The sequence below is a fragment of the Ochrovirga pacifica genome, assembly GCF_000220525.1.
GTDB lineage: Bacteria > Bacteroidota > Bacteroidia > Flavobacteriales > Flavobacteriaceae > Ochrovirga > Ochrovirga pacifica.
This window is the reverse complement of sequence record NZ_AFPK01000034.1, coordinates 15076-36002: the sequence shown is the minus strand read 5'-3', so window position 1 is coordinate 36002 and position 20927 is coordinate 15076. Positions and strand designations below refer to the sequence as shown.

22 protein-coding genes are annotated in these 20927 nt (G+C 32.9%); 12 read left to right on the top strand and 10 right to left on the bottom strand.

Features of this window, described 5'->3' with window-relative positions:
• Positions 1 to 10: 10 nt before the first annotated feature.
• The 3 genes from FS85_RS0106140 to FS85_RS0106130 all read right to left on the bottom strand — a co-directional run bounded on the left by FS85_RS0106140 (position 11) and on the right by FS85_RS0106130 (position 1829).
• On the bottom strand, positions 11 to 739 hold the full coding sequence (locus FS85_RS0106140; protein WP_010135230.1) for an esterase family protein: 729 nt from the start codon (positions 737 to 739) through the stop codon (positions 11 to 13).
• A gap of 15 nt (positions 740 to 754) precedes the next feature.
• Positions 755 to 1363, bottom strand: a complete 609-nt coding sequence (locus FS85_RS0106135) for a GDSL-type esterase/lipase family protein (RefSeq protein ID WP_010135229.1) — start codon at positions 1361 to 1363, stop codon at positions 755 to 757.
• Positions 1364 to 1442: 79 nt separating this feature from the next.
• Complete coding sequence (locus FS85_RS0106130) at positions 1443 to 1829, bottom strand: MmcQ/YjbR family DNA-binding protein (protein ID WP_010135228.1); 387 nt, start codon at positions 1827 to 1829, stop codon at positions 1443 to 1445.
• Between the two features lie 38 nt (positions 1830 to 1867).
• On the opposite strand from FS85_RS0106130, the gene FS85_RS0106125 reads away from it, so the two are divergent.
• A complete protein-coding gene (locus FS85_RS0106125) occupies positions 1868 to 3208 on the top strand; it encodes an aldehyde dehydrogenase family protein (protein ID WP_010135227.1) in 1341 nt (446 codons plus the stop codon).
• Positions 3209 to 3256: 48 nt separating this feature from the next.
• Here the strand turns inward: FS85_RS0106125 and ettA are convergent, their stop codons facing one another.
• Entirely contained in the window at positions 3257 to 4948 is a 1692-nt protein-coding gene (ettA, locus tag FS85_RS0106120; RefSeq protein ID WP_010135226.1) for an energy-dependent translational throttle protein EttA, read from the bottom strand.
• Between the two features lie 91 nt (positions 4949 to 5039).
• Here ettA and FS85_RS0106115 point away from each other — a divergent pair, with 91 nt between their 5' ends.
• A complete protein-coding gene (locus tag FS85_RS0106115; RefSeq protein ID WP_010135225.1) occupies positions 5040 to 5237 on the top strand; it encodes a hypothetical protein in 198 nt (65 codons plus the stop codon).
• Between the two features lie 531 nt (positions 5238 to 5768).
• Entirely contained in the window at positions 5769 to 6110 is a 342-nt protein-coding gene (locus FS85_RS0106110; RefSeq protein WP_010135223.1) for a hypothetical protein, read from the top strand.
• Between the two features lie 103 nt (positions 6111 to 6213).
• On the opposite strand, the gene FS85_RS0106105 is transcribed toward FS85_RS0106110, so the two are convergent.
• On the bottom strand, positions 6214 to 6840 hold the full coding sequence (locus tag FS85_RS0106105) for a Crp/Fnr family transcriptional regulator (RefSeq protein WP_010135222.1): 627 nt from the start codon (positions 6838 to 6840) through the stop codon (positions 6214 to 6216).
• A 207-nt stretch (positions 6841 to 7047) separates the two neighbouring features.
• On the opposite strand from FS85_RS0106105, the gene FS85_RS16720 reads away from it, so the two are divergent.
• Complete coding sequence (locus FS85_RS16720; protein WP_160162390.1) at positions 7048 to 7203, top strand: hypothetical protein; 156 nt, start codon at positions 7048 to 7050, stop codon at positions 7201 to 7203.
• Between the two features lie 84 nt (positions 7204 to 7287).
• Positions 7288 to 7464, top strand: coding sequence for a hypothetical protein (locus tag FS85_RS16785; RefSeq protein WP_192807097.1), 177 nt, complete (start codon positions 7288 to 7290; stop codon positions 7462 to 7464).
• Positions 7465 to 7496: 32 nt separating this feature from the next.
• On the opposite strand, the gene glyA is transcribed toward FS85_RS16785, so the two are convergent.
• Positions 7497 to 8771 carry a serine hydroxymethyltransferase gene (gene glyA, locus FS85_RS0106090; RefSeq protein ID WP_010135221.1) on the bottom strand — a complete coding sequence of 425 codons (1275 nt, stop codon included), beginning with the start codon at positions 8769 to 8771 and terminating at the stop codon, positions 7497 to 7499.
• A 130-nt stretch (positions 8772 to 8901) separates the two neighbouring features.
• On the opposite strand from glyA, the gene FS85_RS0106085 reads away from it, so the two are divergent.
• Positions 8902 to 9705 (top strand): Cof-type HAD-IIB family hydrolase, encoded by an 804-nt coding sequence (locus FS85_RS0106085; protein WP_010135220.1) that lies wholly within the window; start codon positions 8902 to 8904, stop codon positions 9703 to 9705.
• A gap of 360 nt (positions 9706 to 10065) precedes the next feature.
• On the opposite strand, the gene FS85_RS15220 is transcribed toward FS85_RS0106085, so the two are convergent.
• A complete protein-coding gene (locus FS85_RS15220; RefSeq protein ID WP_010135219.1) occupies positions 10066 to 10446 on the bottom strand; it encodes a toxin-antitoxin system YwqK family antitoxin in 381 nt (126 codons plus the stop codon).
• Positions 10447 to 10658: 212 nt separating this feature from the next.
• On the bottom strand, positions 10659 to 12290 hold the full coding sequence (locus FS85_RS0106075; RefSeq protein WP_010135218.1) for an ABC-F family ATP-binding cassette domain-containing protein: 1632 nt from the start codon (positions 12288 to 12290) through the stop codon (positions 10659 to 10661).
• A gap of 610 nt (positions 12291 to 12900) precedes the next feature.
• On the opposite strand from FS85_RS0106075, the gene FS85_RS0106070 reads away from it, so the two are divergent.
• The 4 genes from FS85_RS0106070 to FS85_RS0106055 all read left to right on the top strand — a co-directional run bounded on the left by FS85_RS0106070 (position 12901) and on the right by FS85_RS0106055 (position 15423).
• Positions 12901 to 13335 carry a hypothetical protein gene (locus FS85_RS0106070; protein WP_010135217.1) on the top strand — a complete coding sequence of 145 codons (435 nt, stop codon included), beginning with the start codon at positions 12901 to 12903 and terminating at the stop codon, positions 13333 to 13335.
• A gap of 9 nt (positions 13336 to 13344) precedes the next feature.
• Complete coding sequence (smpB, locus tag FS85_RS0106065; protein WP_010135215.1) at positions 13345 to 13800, top strand: SsrA-binding protein SmpB; 456 nt, start codon at positions 13345 to 13347, stop codon at positions 13798 to 13800.
• A 5-nt stretch (positions 13801 to 13805) separates the two neighbouring features.
• Positions 13806 to 14384, top strand: coding sequence for a Maf family nucleotide pyrophosphatase (locus FS85_RS0106060; protein WP_010135214.1), 579 nt, complete (start codon positions 13806 to 13808; stop codon positions 14382 to 14384).
• A 61-nt stretch (positions 14385 to 14445) separates the two neighbouring features.
• Positions 14446 to 15423, top strand: a complete 978-nt coding sequence (locus FS85_RS0106055; protein ID WP_029489295.1) for a transketolase family protein — start codon at positions 14446 to 14448, stop codon at positions 15421 to 15423.
• Between the two features lie 621 nt (positions 15424 to 16044).
• Here the strand turns inward: FS85_RS0106055 and FS85_RS0106040 are convergent.
• Both FS85_RS0106040 and ahcY read right to left on the bottom strand, forming a co-directional pair.
• Positions 16045 to 16812 carry a glycosyltransferase gene (locus FS85_RS0106040; RefSeq protein WP_010135062.1) on the bottom strand — a complete coding sequence of 256 codons (768 nt, stop codon included), beginning with the start codon at positions 16810 to 16812 and terminating at the stop codon, positions 16045 to 16047.
• A gap of 437 nt (positions 16813 to 17249) precedes the next feature.
• Entirely contained in the window at positions 17250 to 18563 is a 1314-nt protein-coding gene (ahcY, locus tag FS85_RS0106035; RefSeq protein WP_010135212.1) for an adenosylhomocysteinase, read from the bottom strand.
• A 55-nt stretch (positions 18564 to 18618) separates the two neighbouring features.
• On the opposite strand from ahcY, the gene FS85_RS0106030 reads away from it, so the two are divergent.
• Both FS85_RS0106030 and FS85_RS0106025 read left to right on the top strand, forming a co-directional pair.
• Positions 18619 to 19248 (top strand): 4'-phosphopantetheinyl transferase family protein, encoded by a 630-nt coding sequence (locus tag FS85_RS0106030; protein ID WP_010135211.1) that lies wholly within the window; start codon positions 18619 to 18621, stop codon positions 19246 to 19248.
• A gap of 183 nt (positions 19249 to 19431) precedes the next feature.
• On the top strand, positions 19432 to 20925 hold the full coding sequence (locus tag FS85_RS0106025; protein ID WP_010135210.1) for a DUF4301 family protein: 1494 nt from the start codon (positions 19432 to 19434) through the stop codon (positions 20923 to 20925).
• Positions 20926 to 20927: the final 2 nt, after the last annotated feature.

Genomic DNA, 20927 nt, shown 5'->3' with positions numbered 1-20927 from the left:
CGCTCCTTTTTTATATGTATAATTTTACCATTCTTCTCCAATAATACGCTTTATGCGCTTCTTCTTCCCATTCATAAAATTGATAAGAAATTCCCTTTGCATCTAAAATTTCTTTTAGCTGATAATTGTTTTCTAAAAATAAATCTTCTTTTCCAATGACCAAAATAATATCCATTTGATCAATTTGGTTTAAATACACAGGATCTCCTACATTTTTTAAATACTGTGTAGGCATATTAAAATATACATTTTCATCATGATAACCTGACATTAAATCATCAAAATAAGCTTTGGAAAATGTTAAATCGTACCTACCACTCATCCCAACTACTTTGCAAAATTTAGACGGATGCCTTAGTGCTATGTTCATGGCATGATACGCTCCTAAGCTACATCCTGCCGAAATCACATCTGGATGATCATTTAACTGTTCCATTAAAGGAAACACTTCATTTAGAATGTAATTTTCATACAAACAATGTCGGTAAATTCTGTGTCCGGGGTGCGATTCTTTGTTGTAAAATGTTTCTGTATCAATGCTATCTAAGCAATACACTTGAATGTGACCAGCTTCAATTTTAGGTTGTAAAGATTTAATAACTCTCCAATTTTCGTAGTCGTAAAAACGCCCCATTCTTGGTGGAAAAAAAAGAACCTTGGTACCTGCATGACCAAAAACCAACAATTCCATATCTCTTTCTAAAACTGAACTATACCACTTATGGTATTCTCTATTCATAGCATCTTTTACATTTTACGAGTTTACAAGCACAGGCAAAGACTTTAGGTGTTTAGAAATAATGTCGTACCAAATTTTGTATCCTATTTTATTTAAATGCAATCGATCCTCCATAAAATACAACGGATTTGGTTTTCCTGATTCATCCAAAGTAGCATCAAAGATATTTAAGTAATGTAGATTTTCATCTTTTTTTACCAACTCTTTTATATTGCTATTGGTATAGCGTATGCTACCTGCCAAATGCCATCTGCTTGGACTTGGTTTTATAGATACAAATGTAACAGGGATATTTCCATAATCTTCTCTAATTTGTGTTAACAAAGTCTTAAAAAACAGTACAACTTCTTCTGGATGACGACCTTCTCCTAAGTCATTATCTCCTGCATAAATAAGCACATGCTTAGGCTTTAGTCCTTTAAAATTCTTTTTGTAGAACCAAGAGCAAGCGGCTAAAGTAGATCCACCAAACGCTAAATTGATAGGTTTATACTCTTGGAATAAAGCTTCTAAATCATCCCATAAATTAAAAGAGGAACTTCCGTAAAAGATCGTCTCTGGGATATAAGCTAATTCCTTTTTTTCTTCTTCAAGTCTATTCAATTCTTCATGATACCAAAACATCTTCCTAATCTTTAAAAATGGATTGCAAATATACTTATTCTAGTTATAAAAAAACCTAAACATCTGTTATATAAGCACTTTAAAGTCCTAGTTCTTTTTGCTTTTTTTTACTAAATCCATTAACTACAAGGTGGTACGAATGATCTATCCAGTACTTTAATTCTTCCGAAGACATATCGTATGCCAACTGAATGGTGTTCCAATGTTTCTTGCTCATATGATACTCAGGACTTACGGCTTGGTAACGCTCTCTTAGTTCCAAAGCTTTTTCGGGATTGCACTTTAAATTTACCGAATGTGGGTGTTTTTCTAAACCAATCACAGCAAACATTTTATCACTTACTTTAAAAACCAATGTTTGCTCATCAAAAGGAAAACTTTCAGTGACTTGTTTTTTTTGCAAACAATACATTCTTAGTTGTTCTATATCCATATCTATTGTATTAGTCTCTATTTTTAATTTCATGTTTTGTAATTTTACTGACCAAACTCGACAACTTTTATATGATAAAAACTTACAATCCCTATACTCAAAAAGAATTAGAACAATATCCTACTTTATCTGAATCAGAGATTGATGACAAACTTGTCCTTATTGAACAGTCTTACCGTTTCTGGAAAGCATCTGATATTTCTTACAGACAAAAATTAGGAAATATTTTTGAGAAAATAGTTTTAGAAAACAAAGAATCTTTAGCTAAGATGATTACCCTTGAAATGGGAAAACCATACAAAGAATCGATTGCGGAAATAGAAAAGTGTGCCACTTTGGTTCGTTATTTCACAAATCATTTTTCGCAATTTTTACAAGATCAACCCAAAAATGAATCCAGCTATATTTCTTATCAGCCACAAGGAGCTGTTTTTGGTATCATGCCCTGGAATTTCCCTTTTTGGCAAGTTTTTAGATATGCTTTTCCCAATATTATGGCAGGTAATGTTTGTGTACTAAAACATGCTTCTAATGTTACAGGATGTGCATTAGAACTAGAAAAGCTATTTTTAAAAGCAGGGTTTCCATCTAATGTATTTACAGCTCTTGTTATAGACTCTTCGCAAGTAGAGCAAGTAATACAACATGATTGTATACAAGGTGTATGTGTTACTGGAAGCAACAAAGCAGGAAGTGCAGTAGCTGCTTTGGCAGGAAAACACTTAAAAAAATCGGTATTAGAACTTGGTGGCACCGATGCCTTTGCCATTTTAGACGATGCCAATTTAGAAGATGCATTATCTGCAGCTTTCACTTCTAGACTAAAAAATACGGGACAAGTATGTATTGCTGCAAAAAGAATTTTTGTCCCTAAAACTAAAATTTCTCAAGCTACTGATTTCCTCTTAGAAAAAATGGAGCATTTGGTTTTAGGAGACCCTATGAATGAAAATGTAAATATGGGGCCTATTGCAAAAGAAGAGTTCCTAGAGACTTTGCAAGAACAGGTAGAAAAAACCATTCAGCATGGAGCAAAACTTATCAAAGGAGGAAAAGTAAATGCACCTTTTTACAGCCCAACACTTCTTGTAGTTGAAAAGGACAATCCTCTTTTAAAAGAAGAAATATTTGGCCCTGTTCTTTGTTTGATAGGATACGAAAAAGAGTCTGAATTGATTGATCAAGTAAACAACAGCCCTTATGGTTTGGGAGCAGCAGTTTGGACAAAGGACTTAGAAAAAGCCAACAAACTAGCTAAACAAATTGAATCTGGTTATGTAGCTATTAACAACCTTGTGGTTTCAGATCCTAAATTACCTTTTGGAGGTGTTAAAAACTCTGGATACGGTAAAGAATTAGGAGAAGATGGTTTCTATACTTTTTTAAACAAAAAAACCATTGTAATCTCATAAAAAAGAAAGGTCGAAGTTTGTGCTTCGACCTTTTTCTTTAAAAAAAAACTAACGGATTAGTTTTTTGTATTTGATACGTTTTGGCATGGTATCTCCCCCTAAACGTTTCTTTTTGTTTTCTTCATATTCAGAAAAAGAACCTTCAAAGAAATACACCTGAGAATCTCCTTCGAAAGCTAAAATATGAGTACAAATTCTATCTAAAAACCAACGGTCGTGAGAAATAACAACGGCACATCCTGCAAAGTTCTCCAAACCTTCTTCCAATGCACGTAGGGTGTTTACATCCAAATCGTTGGTAGGTTCATCCAACAACAATACGTTTCCTTCTTCTCTAAGAGTCATTGCTAAATGCAAGCGGTTACGCTCACCTCCAGACAACAATGCTACTTTTTTATTTTGTTCAGATCCCGAAAAGTTAAAACGTGATAAATAAGCTCTTGAATTTACCATTCTTCCCCCCATCATGATTTGCTCTTGTCCATCGGCAAAATTTTCCCATATAGATTTTTCTGGATCTATATCTGCATGACTTTGGTCTACATATGCAATTTTTGCCGTATCTCCTACAACAAATTCTCCTCCATCTGGAGTTTGCTCGCCCATAATCATTCTAAAAATAGTAGATTTTCCTGCTCCGTTTGGCCCAATAATTCCTACAATACCGTTTTGTGGTAAGTTAAACTCCAAATTGTCATACAATAACTTTTCTCCAAATGCTTTTGCAACTCCTTTGGCTTCTATTACATTAGATCCTAGTCTAGGTCCGTTAGGAATATAAATTTCTAATTTCTCTTCTACCTGCTTTTGATCTTGGTTCATCAATTTGTCGTAATTCTTTAAACGGGCTTTAGATTTTGCCTGACGACCTTTAGCTCCTTGACGAACCCATTCCAATTCTCGCTCTAATGTTTTTTGACGTTTGGATGCTGTTTTTTCTTCTTGTGCCAAACGTTTTCCTTTTTGATCTAACCAAGAAGAATAATTCCCTTTCCAAGGAATCCCCTCTCCTCTGTCTAATTCTAAAATCCAACCAGCAACATTATCCAAGAAATACCTATCGTGAGTAATCGCAATTACAGTTCCTTTATATTGTTGTAGATGGTGCTCTAGCCAATGTACCGATTCTGCATCTAAGTGGTTGGTTGGTTCGTCTAACAACAAAATATCAGGCTCTTGTAGCAACAACCTACACAAAGCAACTCTTCTTCTTTCTCCTCCTGATAAGTTTTTAATAGGAGTATCTCCCTCTGGCGTACGCAAGGCATCCATGGCTATTTCTAGTTTGGTATCTAACTCCCAAGCGTTAGAAGCATCAATTTGGTCTTGCAATTCTGCTTGTCTGGCCATTAACTCATCCATTTTTTCTGCATCAGAATACACTTCTTCTAAACCAAACATATCGTTAATTTTATTGTACTCCTCTAAAACAGCTACAGTTTCGGCCGCTCCTTCTTTTACAATATCCATAACGGTTTTGTCATCGTCTAACTGAGGTTCTTGTTCTAGGTATCCAACAGAATATCCTGGAAGAAAATTAATATCACCTTGATAATTCTTTTCTACACCAGCAATAATTTTTAACAAAGTAGATTTTCCCGATCCGTTTAATCCTAAGATTCCGATTTTAGCTCCGTAGAAAAAACTTAAATGAATATTTTTTAATACTTGTTTTCCTGTAGATTGATATGTTTTACTCAATCCACGCATAGAAAATATAATCTTTTCTGAATCTGACATATATAGATAGTTTTAATGCACTGCAAGATACTACAATCCATTCTTTTTTTTATTTTTTAATTTCGCTTAGCCCAACACAAATTTACAGTATATGAAAAACGCAGTATTAACACTTGGCCTTTTAACCCTCTTAGCTTTGATTGGCTGTGAAAAAAAAGATCGTAAAGTAATTAAAGTTGATGCACATGGTACTATTGACAAAACCAAAGATGCATTAAAAGATGCTGGAACTTATTTAGAAAAAAAATCTAAAAAAGCTGTGGAAGCAGTAAAAGAAGTAACAGATTAATTACCAAAACAACCTGTTTGTTGTCAAAAAAAAAAACAGGTTGTTTTTCTTCACTTTTTTAAGCTACTTGTGTACAATTTGACTTTTTACTCCCCTCTCAAAACATCAATCTCTACTTTTTTAGTAGGTTTTTGCATAAAAACTAACTTTTTTAAACTGTGTCTTTCCGCAAGTTTTACTTATTAAATAACAAAAGTTAATGACAATAAGCATTGCAATGTTAAGTTAATTTGAATAGCATGTTGACTTATGCTTAAATCAACAAAGACAAATAAACATATAAACACCTAAAAAACAACACTTTAACAAGTTTTTGTATGTGAAAAAAAATAAATAAGCCAAGTAAATCAACTTTTACATAGTTTAACAACAACCTAAATCAATTATAAAATTGTTACACGTCAATGAAATCACTTTAGATATTCTCTAATTTTAGAATAAGAAAAACAAACAACTATTTATTGCCCCACAGTAAATAGAGCTCATTGAAAAAGAAACCCCAAAACCCCTAACCCCTAAATTTTTAACAAGATGAAAAATACCCCTATCAAAACCCCGACATCAATTTATACATGCACTAACAAATTAGAAGCTTTACAAATAAAGAATGCAATCCAAAGAGTATCTGCAATTTTTGTAGGTATTGAAAAGATTGACAATAAAATTGCTATTATTGTAGATGAGTACAATGCTAAAAAGGCTTGTATGATTGTTAGCAATTCTAGATTTGCCTTTAAACCAACTTCTGAAGTGGTTGCAAAAACTAACAGAGAAACTAGTACTATAGAAAAAGGTATACAATATGTAGAAAATGCTGTATACGCTATCTTTAGCCCTAAAGAATCTATAGGGAACACCGCTTTATCTATTTAAAAAAATCTTTATACAATATATTACTTTACTATGAGAGAAAATAAACATGGGTGAAAATTATTTTCTATCGAAAAGCTTAACCAATTTGGTTAGGCTTTTTTTATTACAATACATAAACTGCATTTCTTCTTAAAGAAATACGTCCTTCTTGCTCCATTTTTTTTAGCAACCTAGAAATTACAACTCTAGAAGTATGCAATTCATATGCAATTTCTTGATGTGTGCTTTTAATGACCTTATTACCTGTTACTGCTTTTTTATCTTTTAAATATTTCAGCAAGCGTTCGTCCATTTTTTTAAAAGCAATCGTATCAACTGTATCTAACAACTCCATAAACCTATGATGATAACTGTTTAAAACAAAATCTCTCCATGATTTGTAGGTTGCTAGCCAAGTTTCCATTTTTTCTACAGGAATCATTAGTAACCGAGTATCTAGCTCAGTAATTGCTTTAATTTCACTTTTTTTATTGCCAGTACAGCACGTTAATGTCATTGCACAGGTATCTCCTTTTTCTAAAAAGTACAGTAGCAATTCATCTCCTTCAGAATCCTCTCTTAAAATTTTTATAGCTCCATTTAGCAATATAGGCATCGATTTTACATACTGACCTATAGACATAAGCGTGGTTCCTTTTGTAACTTCTTTGTAGATAGCAATTTTACTTATTTCCTCTAACAGCTCTTTTTCAAAAAGATATCCATAATGCGTTTCTAACTCTGAATACATTTTTATGTTTTTTGTACATCTTAAAAGTATTTATTTTTTGTAAAATAACAGCCACACTTTATTGGTTTAAATTTTAAACAAAAAACTATTAGACTGTTTAATATTATCTAAAAACCTCTTTTAACCTGCTAAAAGTCATCTAATATACTGTCACTCTTTTTTAATTTTACCTTAAGCAAGCAGTACTAATTTTTAAACTTTAAAGCAATGAAGTATTTGAACAAAAACATTGAGGCATTAGGAAGAAGAGCTACTGAAAAAACATTGGTAAATTCTTCCACATCGGGTGGAATTATTTTAAACTGTGACTTTGATAGTCCTAAAGTACGTGACTATCTTCAGAACGTTAAGAAAACATCTTAAATAGTTAGTATTTAATTAATTATCTATCCTTTGCTTTTTTATAGTTTTATGCGTATATTATAAACAAGCTATAAAAGAAACAATATGAAGTATTTAACTCCAGATATAGAGGCTTTGTCTAAATATCAGCCTAAAAAATCTTTGGTAAGAGCTAACACCTCTTGCGGAATTTTTCAAGACTGCGATTACACTAAAGACACAGGGAAATTATATCATCAACTGAAAATCGAAAAGTTAACCCCCAAAAAAAAGAGTCAATAAATTGACTCTTTTTTTGATTTATATGATTCTTCTTACCACTGAAACAATGGTCTGTCTTGCATAAACTCATTTACTTTTTTAGCAATTCCTTCTAATACATCATCATTCTCAAAGTTATTGATTACTTCATCAATAAATCCTGCAACCACTACCATGTCCTCTTCTTTTAATCCTCTTGTGGTTACAGCAGAAGTTCCTAATCGAATTCCTGAAGTTACAAAAGGCGATTTATCATCAAAAGGAACCATATTTTTATTGGCAGTAATATCTGCTTTTACCAAAGCACCTTCAGCATCTTTTCCAGATAAGTTTTTATTTCTTAAATCAATTAACATACAGTGATTGTCTGTACCTCCTGAAATAATTTGGTAATCTTTTGCAACCAATTCTGCAGCTAATTTTGCAGCATTTTTCTTTACCTGCAATTGATACTCTTTGTATTCTGGTGTTAATGCTTCTCCCAAAGCAATAGCTTTTGCTGCAATTACATGTTCTAAAGGTCCACCTTGTTGTCCTGGAAAAACTGCTCCGTTTAACATAGCAGACATTTTCTTTAAGCTTCCATTTTTAAGTTTAATTCCATCTCGATTCTCAAAATCTTGTCCCATCATAATCATTCCTCCTCTTGGACCTCTTAAGGTTTTGTGAGTAGTTGTGGTTACAAAGTGACAGTGAGGCATAGGGTTACTTAAAATCCCTGTAGCAATCATTCCTGATGGATGAGAAATATCTGCCAACAAATAAGCTCCTACTTCATCTGCAATTGCTCTAAATTTAGCAAAGTCAATGTCTCTTGAGTAAGAAGATGCACCCGCCACAATCATTTGTGGTTTTTCTGCTTTGGCTATTTCTAATATATTATCGTAGTTTAAAACTCCCGTTTCTTTCTCTACTCCGTAGTGTACGGCTTGATAAATTTTTCCTGAAAAGTTTACTGGCGATCCGTGAGTTAAATGTCCTCCGTGTGACAAGTCGAATCCTAAAATTTTATCTCCTGGTTGCAACACCGCAAAATAAACGGCTGCGTTTGCTTGAGATCCTGAGTGCGGTTGTACATTTACATAAGCTGCTCCATACAACTCTTTTGCACGATCTATAGCCAATTGCTCTACTACATCTACAACTTCACAACCTCCATAATATCTTTTGCCAGGATATCCTTCTGCATATTTGTTGGTTAATACAGATCCTTGAGCCTCCATTACTTGCTCGCTCACAAAGTTCTCAGAAGCAATCAATTCAATCCCTTTTAATTGTCTTTCTTTTTCTTGCTGAATTAAATCAAAAATGATTTGATCACGTTTCATAATTTTGATGTTTTTGAAGGTTGAAAATAAAGTGCAAAAATAATAAATATTTATTCACACTGAGCTAAAACCTTTAAGAATCTATTTTGGCTATTTTTACCATAGATTTAACAAACCAAAAAATAACAACATGAGTTATAAAATGATAGTTTTAGATATGGATGACACCTTGTTAACCGACGAACATACCATATCTGACAGAAATAGAAAAGCCATTAAAGCTGCTCAACAAAAAGGAGTTTACGTGGTATTGGCTTCTGGTAGGCCCACACCTGCCATGCTTGGTTTTGCAAGAGAACTAGAACTGGATCATTACAAATCTTTTATCATTTCTTTCAATGGTAGTCAAATTATAAATATGGCTACAGAAACTTGTATTTTTGAACAAGCGTTGCATGTAAAAGACATCCATTATTTATATCAATTTAGTCAAAACCATAAAACAGCCTTCCTTACCTACGATGGGAATACAATTGTTAGCTCTAAAAAAAGCCAATATGTAGACGTTGAAATAGATTTAACAGGCATGCCTTATGAAGTCTGTGAAAACATAGAGCAAAGAATTCAGAAAGATTGTGTAAAATGTTTGCTATTAGAAGAACCTTCTTATTTAAAAACAATTGAAGAAAAATTACTCTTAGACAGACCCGATTTAAGTATTTCTATGTCTAAGCCTTTCTTTTTAGAAGTGATGCCTAAAGGAATAGACAAAGCTGCTACCTTAAAACGCTTAATTGATCAATTAGGAATTTCTCATAAAGAAACCATTGCTGTAGGAAATGCAGGAAACGATTTGACCATGGTTGAATTTGCTGGTTTGGGAGTTTGGGTAGCTAATGTTACACCTGAATTAAGAAATAAAGCCGATCTTATTGTGGCTTCTAACAACAACGACGGAGTTGCAGAAGTTATTGAAAAGTATATACTTTCTTAATTTTTTATCAGCAAAAAAAAGATCAACTAACAGAAATCAAGCTATAATCTTATTTTTATTATTAATTTCACAACATATATGAATAAACAGTAAAAATATGAAAAAAAGACACTGTCCCTCTTGTGGATCTACTTTACGTTCTAAGCAGAAGAAAAAGAAATTGAAACGTCTTCTTTTTTTTACTGAATTTTTAACTTGCTCTAGATGTGACACCCAATATTCTTATGTAAAAGGGGTTCACCGATCTGTAAAAATAAAATCTGGAAATATTGTAAAAGTTTAACCTCTTTTCTTTCCACAAAAAAACCACTCTAAACAGAGTGGTTTCCTTTTGCTTTACAATTTTTTAATTCTTTTGGCTTATTCATCCAATTCTACTTCGGCAATTTGAGCATATCCTGTAGACTTGTAAATTTTTGCAATTTGACTGTCTACATCATAGTCTACACGAGTAAACACGTGCTTGTTCATTTTTTTACCATCCCAAAAAATCCAGGTTCCTACTTTTTTTCCATGAGCATATTCACCCAAAGATTTTAAATTTCCATTTACATCATAAGCCTTCCAAACTCCATGTACTTTTTTATCTAAAGTAATAAAACCTGTTTGAGCGATTTCTCCATTGTCATGATACACTGTTGCTTTGTAGATTCCTGGTTGCTCTTCTTTATTGCTAGTGATCTCTTGACCGTATGATATAAATCCAATGAATAGTCCTACTATTAAAATAACTCTGTTCATAATAATTGTATTTATAAGTTGATACTGCAAATATACAAACATTTCATTATTAAACAACAATTATTTAACATTAAATTAACATTAAAAGTTTTTAACAGTTAATTTTATGTCTTTTAATAGCTACACATTCAATAATACACTACAGAATTACAGCTATTTATAAAAAAGGCTTTTGCACTACACAAAAGCCTCATTACAGTGTTGGTTATCTGTTATAAATCCATTTCTTTCAAGCTTTCTACCTGATTCCTTTCTAAAAAAGCATCGATTGTTTCGAAGTGCTCTACAACACGTTTGTCTTTAAACTCAAATACCTTTTGAGAAAGTCCTTTTAAAAAATCTCGATCGTGAGAAACTAAGATTAATGTTCCATCAAAATTCATTAAAGCCTCTTTAATCACATCTTTAGAGCGAATGTCTAGGTGGTTTGTAGGTTCGTCTAAAATTAAAACATTTACAGGCTCTAGTAGCAACTTTACCATTGCCAAACGTGTTTTTTCTCCTCCAGACAATACGTCTACTTTTTTATCAATATCGTCTCCTTTAAACATAAAAGCACCCAATATATTTTTTATTTGAGTTCGAATATCTCCTACAGCAATATTATCTACTGTTTCAAAAATAGTAAGATCGTTATCTAACAATGATGCTTCGTTTTGAGCAAAATATCCAACCTTTGCATTGTGTCCTAATCCACAAGAACCTTTAAAATCTATCTGTCCCATAATTGCTTTAATCATGGTAGATTTCCCCTCTCCATTTCTTCCTACAAAACTTACCTTTTCTCCTCTTCTTATAGCCATATTTGCATCCTTAAACACAGTATGATCTCCGTAAGACTTACTCATATTTTCAACTTTAACAGGATAATCTCCAGATCTTGGTGATGGAGGAAAACGCATTTTTAAAGAAGAAGTATCCACTTCATCAACTTCTATAATTTCTAGTTTATCCAACATACGTTTTCTAGAAGCTACCGATGCTGCTTTGGAGTACGTTCCTTTAAAACGTTCTATATACTGCTTGTTGTCTGCTATTAATTTTTGTTGCTCGTCGTAGGCTTTTTGCTGATTGGCTCTTCGTTCTTTTCTAAGCTCTAAGTAATGAGAATAATTGGCTTTGTAATCGTATACCTTACCCATAGAAACTTCAAGAGTTCTATTGGTAATATTGTCAACAAAAGCCTTGTCATGCGAAATTACAATCACTGCCTTGGCTTTGGTCAACAAAAAGTTTTCTAACCAAATTACAGATTCTATGTCTACGTGATTGGTAGGCTCGTCTAATAAAATTAGGTCAGGTTTTTGAAGTAAAATTTTAGCCAACTCTATGCGCATTCGCCAACCACCACTAAACTCAGATGTTTGACGACTAAAATCTTCGGATTTAAACCCTAGTCCTTTTAAAGCTTTTTCTACTTCTGCTTCAAAGTTTATTTCTTCCAAAGCATAATACTTTTCGCCCAAATCTGAAACTCTTTGAATAATTTTCATGTAGGCTTCTGATTCGTAATCTGTGCGGGTTTCTAGTTGTTTGTTCAAATCATCTAGTTCGGATTTCATGTCAAAAATACTCTGAAAAGCTTTGGAAGCTTCTTCAACTACGGTGCAATCGTCATCTATCAATAAATGTTGAGGCAAATAAGCAATAACCGTATCTTTAGGGCAATGAACTCCACCTCGGGTTGCTTGCTGCTTTCCTGCTATAATTTTCATCATGGTCGATTTTCCTGCACCATTTTTTCCCATCAGTGCGATTTTATCATTTTCATTAATCACAAAGGAAACATCGTCAAAAAGTTTTTTCCCACTAAACTCAACCGCTAAACTATCTATTGATATCATCTATTTATTTTTTACGTTTCAAAAATACAAAAAAGCAGTACCCATATTTATTTGGTACTGCTTTATACGTATAAAAAATAAAAAAATTGCCATAACTGACTACTGATATGGCAATAAACAACTAGAAACTATTATTACTACAGGAATACTGTTTAGAAATAATACAAGGTGAACTTTAAGATTCTACAGTTCGTTGGCATTTTATGGTAGATAAAACCAAAATCTATCAAAAACTGAATTTATAATTAAGGCAAAGCGTTAAACTATTCATCATAAAGCAACACTAAACCGTGTAATTATTTCATAAAAACTCCCACTTTTACGTTCAATTAAGCCGATTAAAACACACAACGAATGTAGAACTTAGACACAAACATAATTAAGTATTTATACGTACAAAACTAAGTAATTAAAATTAAGTACCCAAATGATATGGTATATAAAATTTTGTTTTATTATTGACTGTTTTATAGGTGTTTTTTATCATTTGCATGGTGACCCTATTTAACAAACTACGTATACACATACTATAAATACTTGTCAGTCGTTATTACAAAACAAACACACAAAGTCTACGGAACTTTGTATTTTTGCATATAAAATAAAAAACATGAAAAAAACATTTTTTATTATTTTAATAGCTTGTAGCTTGCATATACATGCACAAGAAATCGGGATAAGATTAGGAGAGTTTACTTACAGCAATGTAGCTATAGACGGAATTGTAAATTTTGATGATCATACCAGACTTCACGGTGATATTGCTTTTGGAGAAGGAATTGGAGCCAATCTTTTGTATGATTTTACAGTAGAAAGATTTAATAATCCTAATTTTCAATACTATATAGGTACAGGATTATCTGCTTTTTTGGGAGATCCTTTTGTATTGGGTGTAAGCGGAGAAACAGGTATTGAGTATCTTTTTAAAAAAACTCCTATAACACTAGGTGTGGACTGGAGACCACAGTTAAATATTATCTCTAGAACGAGTCTAAAACTTTTACAGTTTGGAATCAACATCCGCTACAGGATAAACGAAATATAATTAGAATCCATGCAGAAAAAAATAAACATTCAGAATAAAAAGGCTCGTTTTGAGTACGAAATTCTAGACAAATATATTGCAGGTATTGTACTAACAGGTACCGAAATAAAATCCATAAGGCTTAGCAAGGCAAGAATTGCAGAAAGTTTTTGTGAATTTAACGATCGTGGAGAACTCTTTGCCATAAACATGTTTATAGAAGAATATTTGTACGGTAATGCCTACAACCACAAACCTAAGAGTTCTAGAAAACTATTGCTAAATAAAAAAGAATTAAAAAGGTTATACAAAGAAGTACAGAATGTTGGATTGACTATAGTTCCCTTACGTTTGTTTTTAAATGACAGAGGTATTGCAAAACTGGAAATTGCTCTTTGTAGAGGTAAAAAATTGTACGACAAAAGACAAACCTTAAAAGAACGAGATACCAAAAGATCTTTAGATCGATTGAAAAAAAGTTACTAAACACTATGTTACAAGAATTGCTAGAACGCTATCAAATTGTTTTGGGATCTAAATCTCCCAGAAGACAACAATTTTTAAAAGAGTTAAACATTCCTTTTACATGCAGAACAACAGAAGTAGAGGAAGTATATTCTAATAAATTACAAAAAGAACAAATAACTTCTTATTTAGCAGATTTAAAATCCAAACATATTGCCATCAACAATAACGAACTTTTAATAACCTCAGACACTATTGTTTGGTCTAATAACAAAGCCCTAGAAAAACCTAGTAATACCAAAGAAGCAACACAAATGCTACAACAGCTTTCAGGAAAATGGCACCAAGTAATAACCTCTGTAAAATTAACCACTACTAAACATTCTAAACTTTTTACCGACACCACCCTAGTGTATTTTAATAAGTTGGATGCGGATGAAATTTCCCATTACATTCAACACTATCAACCTTACGACAAAGCTGGTAGTTATGGAATTCAAGAGTGGATTGGTTTAATTGGTGTAGAAAAAATAGAAGGCAGTTACACCAACGTTGTAGGCTTACCAACCCACAAGTTATACCAAGAACTTAAAAACTTTTTATAAAAGCCTAGACACAGTTATAAAATTATTACTTTTGTCGACGATTAAACGTTAGATGTCTAAAATGAAAAAATACACTTACACAGAAAAAAAAGATACACGTTCAGGTTTTGGTGCTGGTTTGGCACACTTAGGAAGAACAAATCCTAATGTAGTTGCTTTGTGTGCTGATTTAGTTGGATCTTTAAAAATGGGGGAATTTATTAAAGAAAACCCAGAAAGATTTTTCCAAATAGGAATTGCTGAAGCAAACATGATGGGTATTGCTGCAGGGATGACCATTGGAGGTAAAATTCCATTTACTGGTACTTTTGCAGGATTTTCAACGGGTCGTGTATACGATCAAATTAGACAATCTATCGCCTACTCTGACAAAAATGTTAAAATCTGTGCTTCACATGCAGGTTTAACGTTAGGAGAAGATGGTGCTACTCACCAAATTTTAGAAGATTTAGGTTTGATGAAAATGTTGCCTGGTATGACAGTAATCAACACTTGTGATTACAACCAAACAGAAGCAGCAACCATTGCTATTGCAGAACACCATGGACCTGTTTACTTGCGCTTTGGTAGACCTGTAGTTCCTATTTTTATGCCAAAATTTACGAATACCACACATGAAAATAAATTTGAAATTGGTAAAGGAATCCGATTGACCGAAGGTACTGATGTAACCATTGTTGCTACAGGACATTTGGTTTGGGAATCTCTTTTGGCTGCAGAAGAATTAGAAGCTAAAGGAATTAGTGCTGAAATAATCAACATACACACTATAAAACCTTTGGATGAAGAAATTATTTTAAAATCTGTTGCTAAAACAGGATGCGTAGTTTCTGCTGAAGAACACAACTTCTTAGGTGGCTTAGGAGAAAGTATTTCTAGAACATTAGCTCTTAACACACCAGCTCCTCAAGAATTTGTAGCAACCAATGACACTTTTGGAGAATCTGGAACTCCTGCTCAATTAATGGACAAATACGGATTAAATGCTGCTGCAGTTGTAGAGGCTGCTCAAAAAGCAATACAAAGAAAACAAGCTTAAAACAATCCTTAACTGATACTAAAAAGACTGTTAGAAATTTCTAACAGTCTTTTTTTTTAAGTGAGACAGCGATAAACCTACTCTTTTACTTTTATAACTAGCTTTTAAATTTGAATTGATTAACACTACCCCTAATTTTAAAAAATTCATTTAACAAAGCCACCTACAGCAGTCTATTTGTAAAATTTATCACTGTCGTTGAACAAATTTTTAAAGTATACCCCTATCTAAAAAAAATTGTTTTTCTGGTTTAGCTACCAATGATAGCCTCACTTTTGTAATATCTACTCTGTGTTAGAGTTTAACTACACTCCAAATTTAGCACTAAAGTATGATGAAAATGTACAATATTCGACGAATGACACTAAACATAAGACGAATGTAACTCATATATTGCTTAAACATTTCTTTAACATTAAATAACAAACTAACTCAAATCAATCTTCCTATTTGCTTCCTCATTAAAAATCAACTACTAAGAATTTACAACACATATTTAATATGTAAAAACATAACAAAAACTTCACATCGACGAATGGTAAAAAAAAATGCAGATTCAGAAAACCTGAACCTGCATCAAAAAAAAAAAATAAACAATAAAATGAATGATCTATGTAAAAATTAATTTGCTGAAAACACTACTGATGTTGTTGGTTTTAAGATGCTGTATGCAACCCAAATGCTAAGTAATTTGTATGGAATTTGAATGGCATCTTTCATTCCTAATTTAGAATCGTCCATGTGCACCCATCTTGTTAAAGGTTGTTCGTGCATTTTATGCATTACCTCCGAAGATCCGTAGAATTTTTTTAATCGGATAAAAATCTCTACATCAAACAACCAACGAGTTAAGAATTTCTCTGCATAAGCAACTCCTATAATCTCTTTTCTAAATACTTTTGCTCCACACTGCGTATCCTCTATTGGCAACCCTAAGATTAAGAAAACAATACTTTTTACTATTTTAGAAAAAACGTTGCGGAAAAAATTTCTTTTGATTTCTCCTTCTCCCTTTCCTCTTGATCCGTATACAAAAGTCAAATCGTCGTTTTTCTTTAAGGTAGTTACCAAGCTCTTAAAGTCCTCAAAGTCTGTACTTAAATCAGCATCAATAAATCCGATAAACTCTATAGAATCATCTTGGCTTAACACCTTTACTCCTGTTCGTACTGCGGCTGCTTTTCCTGCGTTGATTTTTACATCGACTACACTAATATTTTCTGGTGATTGAGCAGCTACAGATTCTAAAACTTCTAAAGTATGGTCTGCACTTCCATCGTTTACAAAACAAACATGGTAGTCTGCATGAGACTTTGCAAAGTTTACAAAAGCTTCTTGGTTTAATCTTGTCGCTTCGTTGTAGCATGGGATGATGATTCCAGTTTTCATAATATTTAGGGTTTGTTGGTTACTAATTACACTTCAAAGGTACGTTCGCAACCACCCTATTTTTCAGCTTTTTAGACTAGACAACCTCCTCTTTAGACCAATATTAAACTTAAAACGATAAAACCTTTTGTCGGGTTTTAGACTCGATGAATGGTTCGATAAAATGCTTCGACGAATGGTTGGTAAGCATAAAAAAACCCAAGCAAAGCTTGGGTCTTTTTATATAACATAACGCTTGTAAGGTAGGTTCAAAAATAAAGGGTTGGTTTATAATTACGTTGTAAAGTTAACGCATCAAACATCCCTTTTGCTTAATTATTAGACGATTGAACAATATCTGTAGACGAACCAATAGATTGCTGTCGTTAAACCTGTAAATGTAAAAAGCCTGTACAGTGGTGTACAGGCTTTTTAATTGTTTTTACTAAAAAACTTTCTTAGTACCTATAATATTCAGGTTTGTAAGGTCCCTCTACAGTAACCCCAATATATTTGGCCTGATCTTCTGTTAATGTATCTAACTCTACACCAATTTTAGCCAAGTGCAAACGAGCAACTTTTTCATCTAAATGTTTTGGCAAGGTATACACATCGTTCCCGTAAGCCTCTGCGTTGGTCCACAATTCAATCTGAGCCAATGTTTGGTTGGTAAAAGAATTAGACATTACAAAACTTGGATGCCCTGTAGCACAACCTAAATTCACCAAACGTCCTTCTGCTAAAATAATAACATCATTTCCTTTTACATTGTACAAATCTACCTGAGGCTTAATTTCGGTCTTGGTGTCTCCATAATTTTTGTTTAACCAAGCCATGTCGATTTCATTATCAAAGTGACCAATATTACACACTATAGCTTTGTCTTTTAATGCCTCAAAATGACGACCTACAATAATGTCTTTATTACCTGTAGTAGTAACTACAATATCAGCCTCCTTAATAGCATCATCCATTTTCTTTACTGCAAAACCATCCATTGCTGCCTGCAATGCACAAATAGGATCAATTTCAGTAACAATAACTCTAGCTCCTGCTCCACGTAAAGAAGCAGCAGAACCTTTACCCACATCACCATAACCTGCTACTACTGCTACTTTACCAGCCATCATTACGTCTGTAGCTCTACGGATTGCATCTACCAAAGATTCTTTACACCCGTATTTGTTATCAAACTTAGATTTGGTAACAGAATCGTTCACATTTATTGCTGGCATTGGTAACGTACCTTCTTTTACTCTTTCTATCAAACGGTGTACTCCTGTAGTTGTTTCTTCAGACAATCCTTTGATTTCTGATACCAACTCTGGATATTTATCCAAAACCATATTGGTTAAATCTCCCCCATCATCTAAGATTAGGTTTAATGGTTTTCTGTCTTCTCCAAAAAACAAAGTTTGCTCTATACACCAGTCAAATTCTTCTTCGTTCATCCCTTTCCAAGCATACACAGGAATACCCGCAGCAGCAATGGCAGCAGCTGCCTGATCTTGAGTAGAAAAGATATTACAAGAAGACCAGGTAACCTCAGCTCCTAAATCTACTAAGGTTTCTATTAAAACTGCGGTCTGAATTGTCATGTGCAAACATCCTGCAATTCTAGCACCTGCCAAGGGCTTTTGACCTTTATATTCTTCTCTGATACTCATCAAACCTGGCATTTCTGCTTCGGCCAAACGAATTTCTTTTCTTCCCCATTCTGCTAATGAGATATCCTTTACTTTATAAGGAACATAAGTGGTTTCTAAACTCATATTAGTATATTTGTTTCTTTTAGACTACAAATTTACGAAATCCTTACTACAATAAATGCCTTTATTTAAAACAATAGAAATCAGTGAAAACACGACTATTTTTGTGTGGAAAATTACCGAAAGCCTAGCGTTTTTAAAGGATATAAATTTATCTAAAAAGAGTCTAGATAGACTACTTTCGATGAAATCTGAAGCACATCAAAAAGGTTTCTTAAGTATTAGACACTTATTAAAACATATCCATTTGTCTGATAAAGATTTGTTTTATAACAATTGCGGAAAACCTTTACTGACGAATGGAAAACATATTTCTATTACACATTCTTTTGAGTTTTCTGCCATTGCCATATCAAATCAAATAATTGGAATTGATATTGAGAAAAACAGAGAAAAAATTTTGGTAATTAAAAACCGCTTTACAGATGAACCTCAGCAAGATTTAAGTGTAGGTGCTTACATCCAAAAACTAACCTTTATATGGGGTGCTAAAGAATCTATGTTTAAAATTCATCCTTGCGGTGGGATGAATTTTAAGAAAGATTTAGAAATTCATCAATTAAATGCATTTACAGGAACTGGTTTTATCAACACTCCAGAACTGGAATTGCCTTGTAAATTTTACTTTTATCCTATAGAAAATTACTCGCTAGCCCTAGCTACAAAAGCTACTGGTATTGTTGATTAGCAATTTTGCCTTTAATATAAACAACATTTATTTATTTTAAGTTCACAAAACCTTTACAAAAACATGTTTTTAGACAGGTTGTTATTCTAACAATTATCGTTAATATTGTTGTTGTGTTTTTTACTACCATGTTTGTAGTAAGAATCTACTAAAAAAAATGTTATCTAAAAAATATCTAAACACATGAGGCTAGAACCAAAATTAAAGGAAGAAATTGAGAGAAGAGGAATTACTAAAGAGATGTTAGCACATCAAATGTTAGCGTTTGTCAAAGGAACTCCAACAATTACACTAGATAGAATAGCAACTCTAGGCGATGGTATTGTAGAAATTAACAGCTATGATAGAAGTAAGTATATGAATATTTACAACATCAAACAAACAGAAATAGATATTTGCAAGTTTACCCCAGCATCGGGTTTGGCTTCTAGAATGTTTAAAGGATTGGCTGAGTTTTACAACACCAAAACCAACAATCCAATGTCTAAATATTTTTTTAACAACTTACACAAGTTTCCTTTTTACAAGGACATCATTATAGAGTTTCACAGAGTACATCCTCAAATAAAAAAATTAGACAATTTGATTAACAAGTTGACTTTTTTAAATTTTATTTTAAGCGATGAGGGACTAAACTATCAAAAAACCCCTAAAGGGCTGATAAAATTCCACCAATACGATATAGACAACAAATCTGCTTTGGAAGAACAAATTGATGAAGGATACCACTACGCTATCTGCAAAAATCAAAATGTGAACATCCATTTTACTGTAAGCCCTTTGTTTATAGAAGATTTTAAGAAAAAAGCCGATGATTACATTGCTGCAAACTATGGAGACTCTGGAGTTACTTTTAATATTTCTTACTCTATTCAAAAACCCAGTACAGATACCATTGCCCTAAACTACGACAACACTCCTTTTAAAGACGAAAATGGCAATTATTTGTTTAGAGCAGGAGGTCATGGTGCCTTGATTGAAAACTTGAATGAAATTGAAGCCGATTTGATTTTTGTAAAAAACATAGACAACGTAAGCCACCAAAACCACATGGAGGAAACCATTAAATACAAGCAAGTATTAGGAGGAAAGTTGTTGTTTTTGCAAGAAAGAATTTACGGATTCTTAAAAACTTTAACAGAAACACCTGAAGAAGCAAACATGCAAGAAATTCGTTTCTTTTTGATGGAAAACTTTTTTGTAACCATGGAAGAAGATTGTGGTGTAGATTGTTTAATTGAATTCTTAAACAGACCTATCAGAGTTTGTGGTATGATTAAAAATCAAGGAGATGCTGGTGGGGGACCTTTCTGGATTAAAGATGAAGAAAAAGGCACTTCTTCTTTACAAATTATTGAAAGCGCACAAATTAACAAAGACGAACCCGAACAGAAAGAAATCATGTATCAGGCAACTCACTTTAACCCTGTAGATATTGTTTGTTCTGTAAAAGATTTTAAAGGAAACAAATTCGATTTGACCAAATACATTAACCACGATGCTGTATTTATTACCGACAAAACAGTAAACGGTATAAAAATAAAAGGATTAGAATTACCTGGACTGTGGAACGGAGCAATGCACGACTGGTTAACAATTTTTGTAGAAGTTCCTATTGAAACTTTCAACCCTGTAAAAACAGTTACTGATTTACTATCGCCAATGCACCAAGCTTAATG

Bases quoted from the DNA above. Each gene is read 5' to 3' on its own strand.
- FS85_RS0106140 (WP_010135230.1), bottom strand. From the start codon at position 739: ATGAATAGAGAATACCATAAGTGGTATAGTTCAGTTTTAGAAAGAGAT.
- FS85_RS0106135 (WP_010135229.1), bottom strand. From the start codon at position 1,363: ATGTTTTGGTATCATGAAGAATTGAATAGACTTGAAGAAGAAAAAAAG.
- FS85_RS0106130 (WP_010135228.1), bottom strand. From the start codon at position 1,829: ATGAAATTAAAAATAGAGACTAATACAATAGATATGGATATAGAACAA.
- FS85_RS0106125 (WP_010135227.1), top strand. From the start codon at position 1,868: ATGATAAAAACTTACAATCCCTATACTCAAAAAGAATTAGAACAATAT.
- ettA (WP_010135226.1), bottom strand. From the start codon at position 4,948: ATGTCAGATTCAGAAAAGATTATATTTTCTATGCGTGGATTGAGTAAA.
- FS85_RS0106115 (WP_010135225.1), top strand. From the start codon at position 5,040: ATGAAAAACGCAGTATTAACACTTGGCCTTTTAACCCTCTTAGCTTTG.
- FS85_RS0106110 (WP_010135223.1), top strand. From the start codon at position 5,769: ATGAAAAATACCCCTATCAAAACCCCGACATCAATTTATACATGCACT.
- FS85_RS0106105 (WP_010135222.1), bottom strand. From the start codon at position 6,840: ATGTATTCAGAGTTAGAAACGCATTATGGATATCTTTTTGAAAAAGAG.
- FS85_RS16720 (WP_160162390.1), top strand. From the start codon at position 7,048: ATGAAGTATTTGAACAAAAACATTGAGGCATTAGGAAGAAGAGCTACT.
- FS85_RS16785 (WP_192807097.1), top strand. From the start codon at position 7,288: ATGAAGTATTTAACTCCAGATATAGAGGCTTTGTCTAAATATCAGCCT.
- glyA (WP_010135221.1), bottom strand. From the start codon at position 8,771: ATGAAACGTGATCAAATCATTTTTGATTTAATTCAGCAAGAAAAAGAA.
- FS85_RS0106085 (WP_010135220.1), top strand. From the start codon at position 8,902: ATGAGTTATAAAATGATAGTTTTAGATATGGATGACACCTTGTTAACC.
- FS85_RS15220 (WP_010135219.1), bottom strand. From the start codon at position 10,446: ATGAACAGAGTTATTTTAATAGTAGGACTATTCATTGGATTTATATCA.
- FS85_RS0106075 (WP_010135218.1), bottom strand. From the start codon at position 12,290: ATGATATCAATAGATAGTTTAGCGGTTGAGTTTAGTGGGAAAAAACTT.
- FS85_RS0106070 (WP_010135217.1), top strand. From the start codon at position 12,901: ATGAAAAAAACATTTTTTATTATTTTAATAGCTTGTAGCTTGCATATA.
- smpB (WP_010135215.1), top strand. From the start codon at position 13,345: ATGCAGAAAAAAATAAACATTCAGAATAAAAAGGCTCGTTTTGAGTAC.
- FS85_RS0106060 (WP_010135214.1), top strand. From the start codon at position 13,806: ATGTTACAAGAATTGCTAGAACGCTATCAAATTGTTTTGGGATCTAAA.
- FS85_RS0106055 (WP_029489295.1), top strand. From the start codon at position 14,446: ATGAAAAAATACACTTACACAGAAAAAAAAGATACACGTTCAGGTTTT.
- FS85_RS0106040 (WP_010135062.1), bottom strand. From the start codon at position 16,812: ATGAAAACTGGAATCATCATCCCATGCTACAACGAAGCGACAAGATTA.
- ahcY (WP_010135212.1), bottom strand. From the start codon at position 18,563: ATGAGTTTAGAAACCACTTATGTTCCTTATAAAGTAAAGGATATCTCA.
- FS85_RS0106030 (WP_010135211.1), top strand. From the start codon at position 18,619: ATGCCTTTATTTAAAACAATAGAAATCAGTGAAAACACGACTATTTTT.
- FS85_RS0106025 (WP_010135210.1), top strand. From the start codon at position 19,432: ATGAGGCTAGAACCAAAATTAAAGGAAGAAATTGAGAGAAGAGGAATT.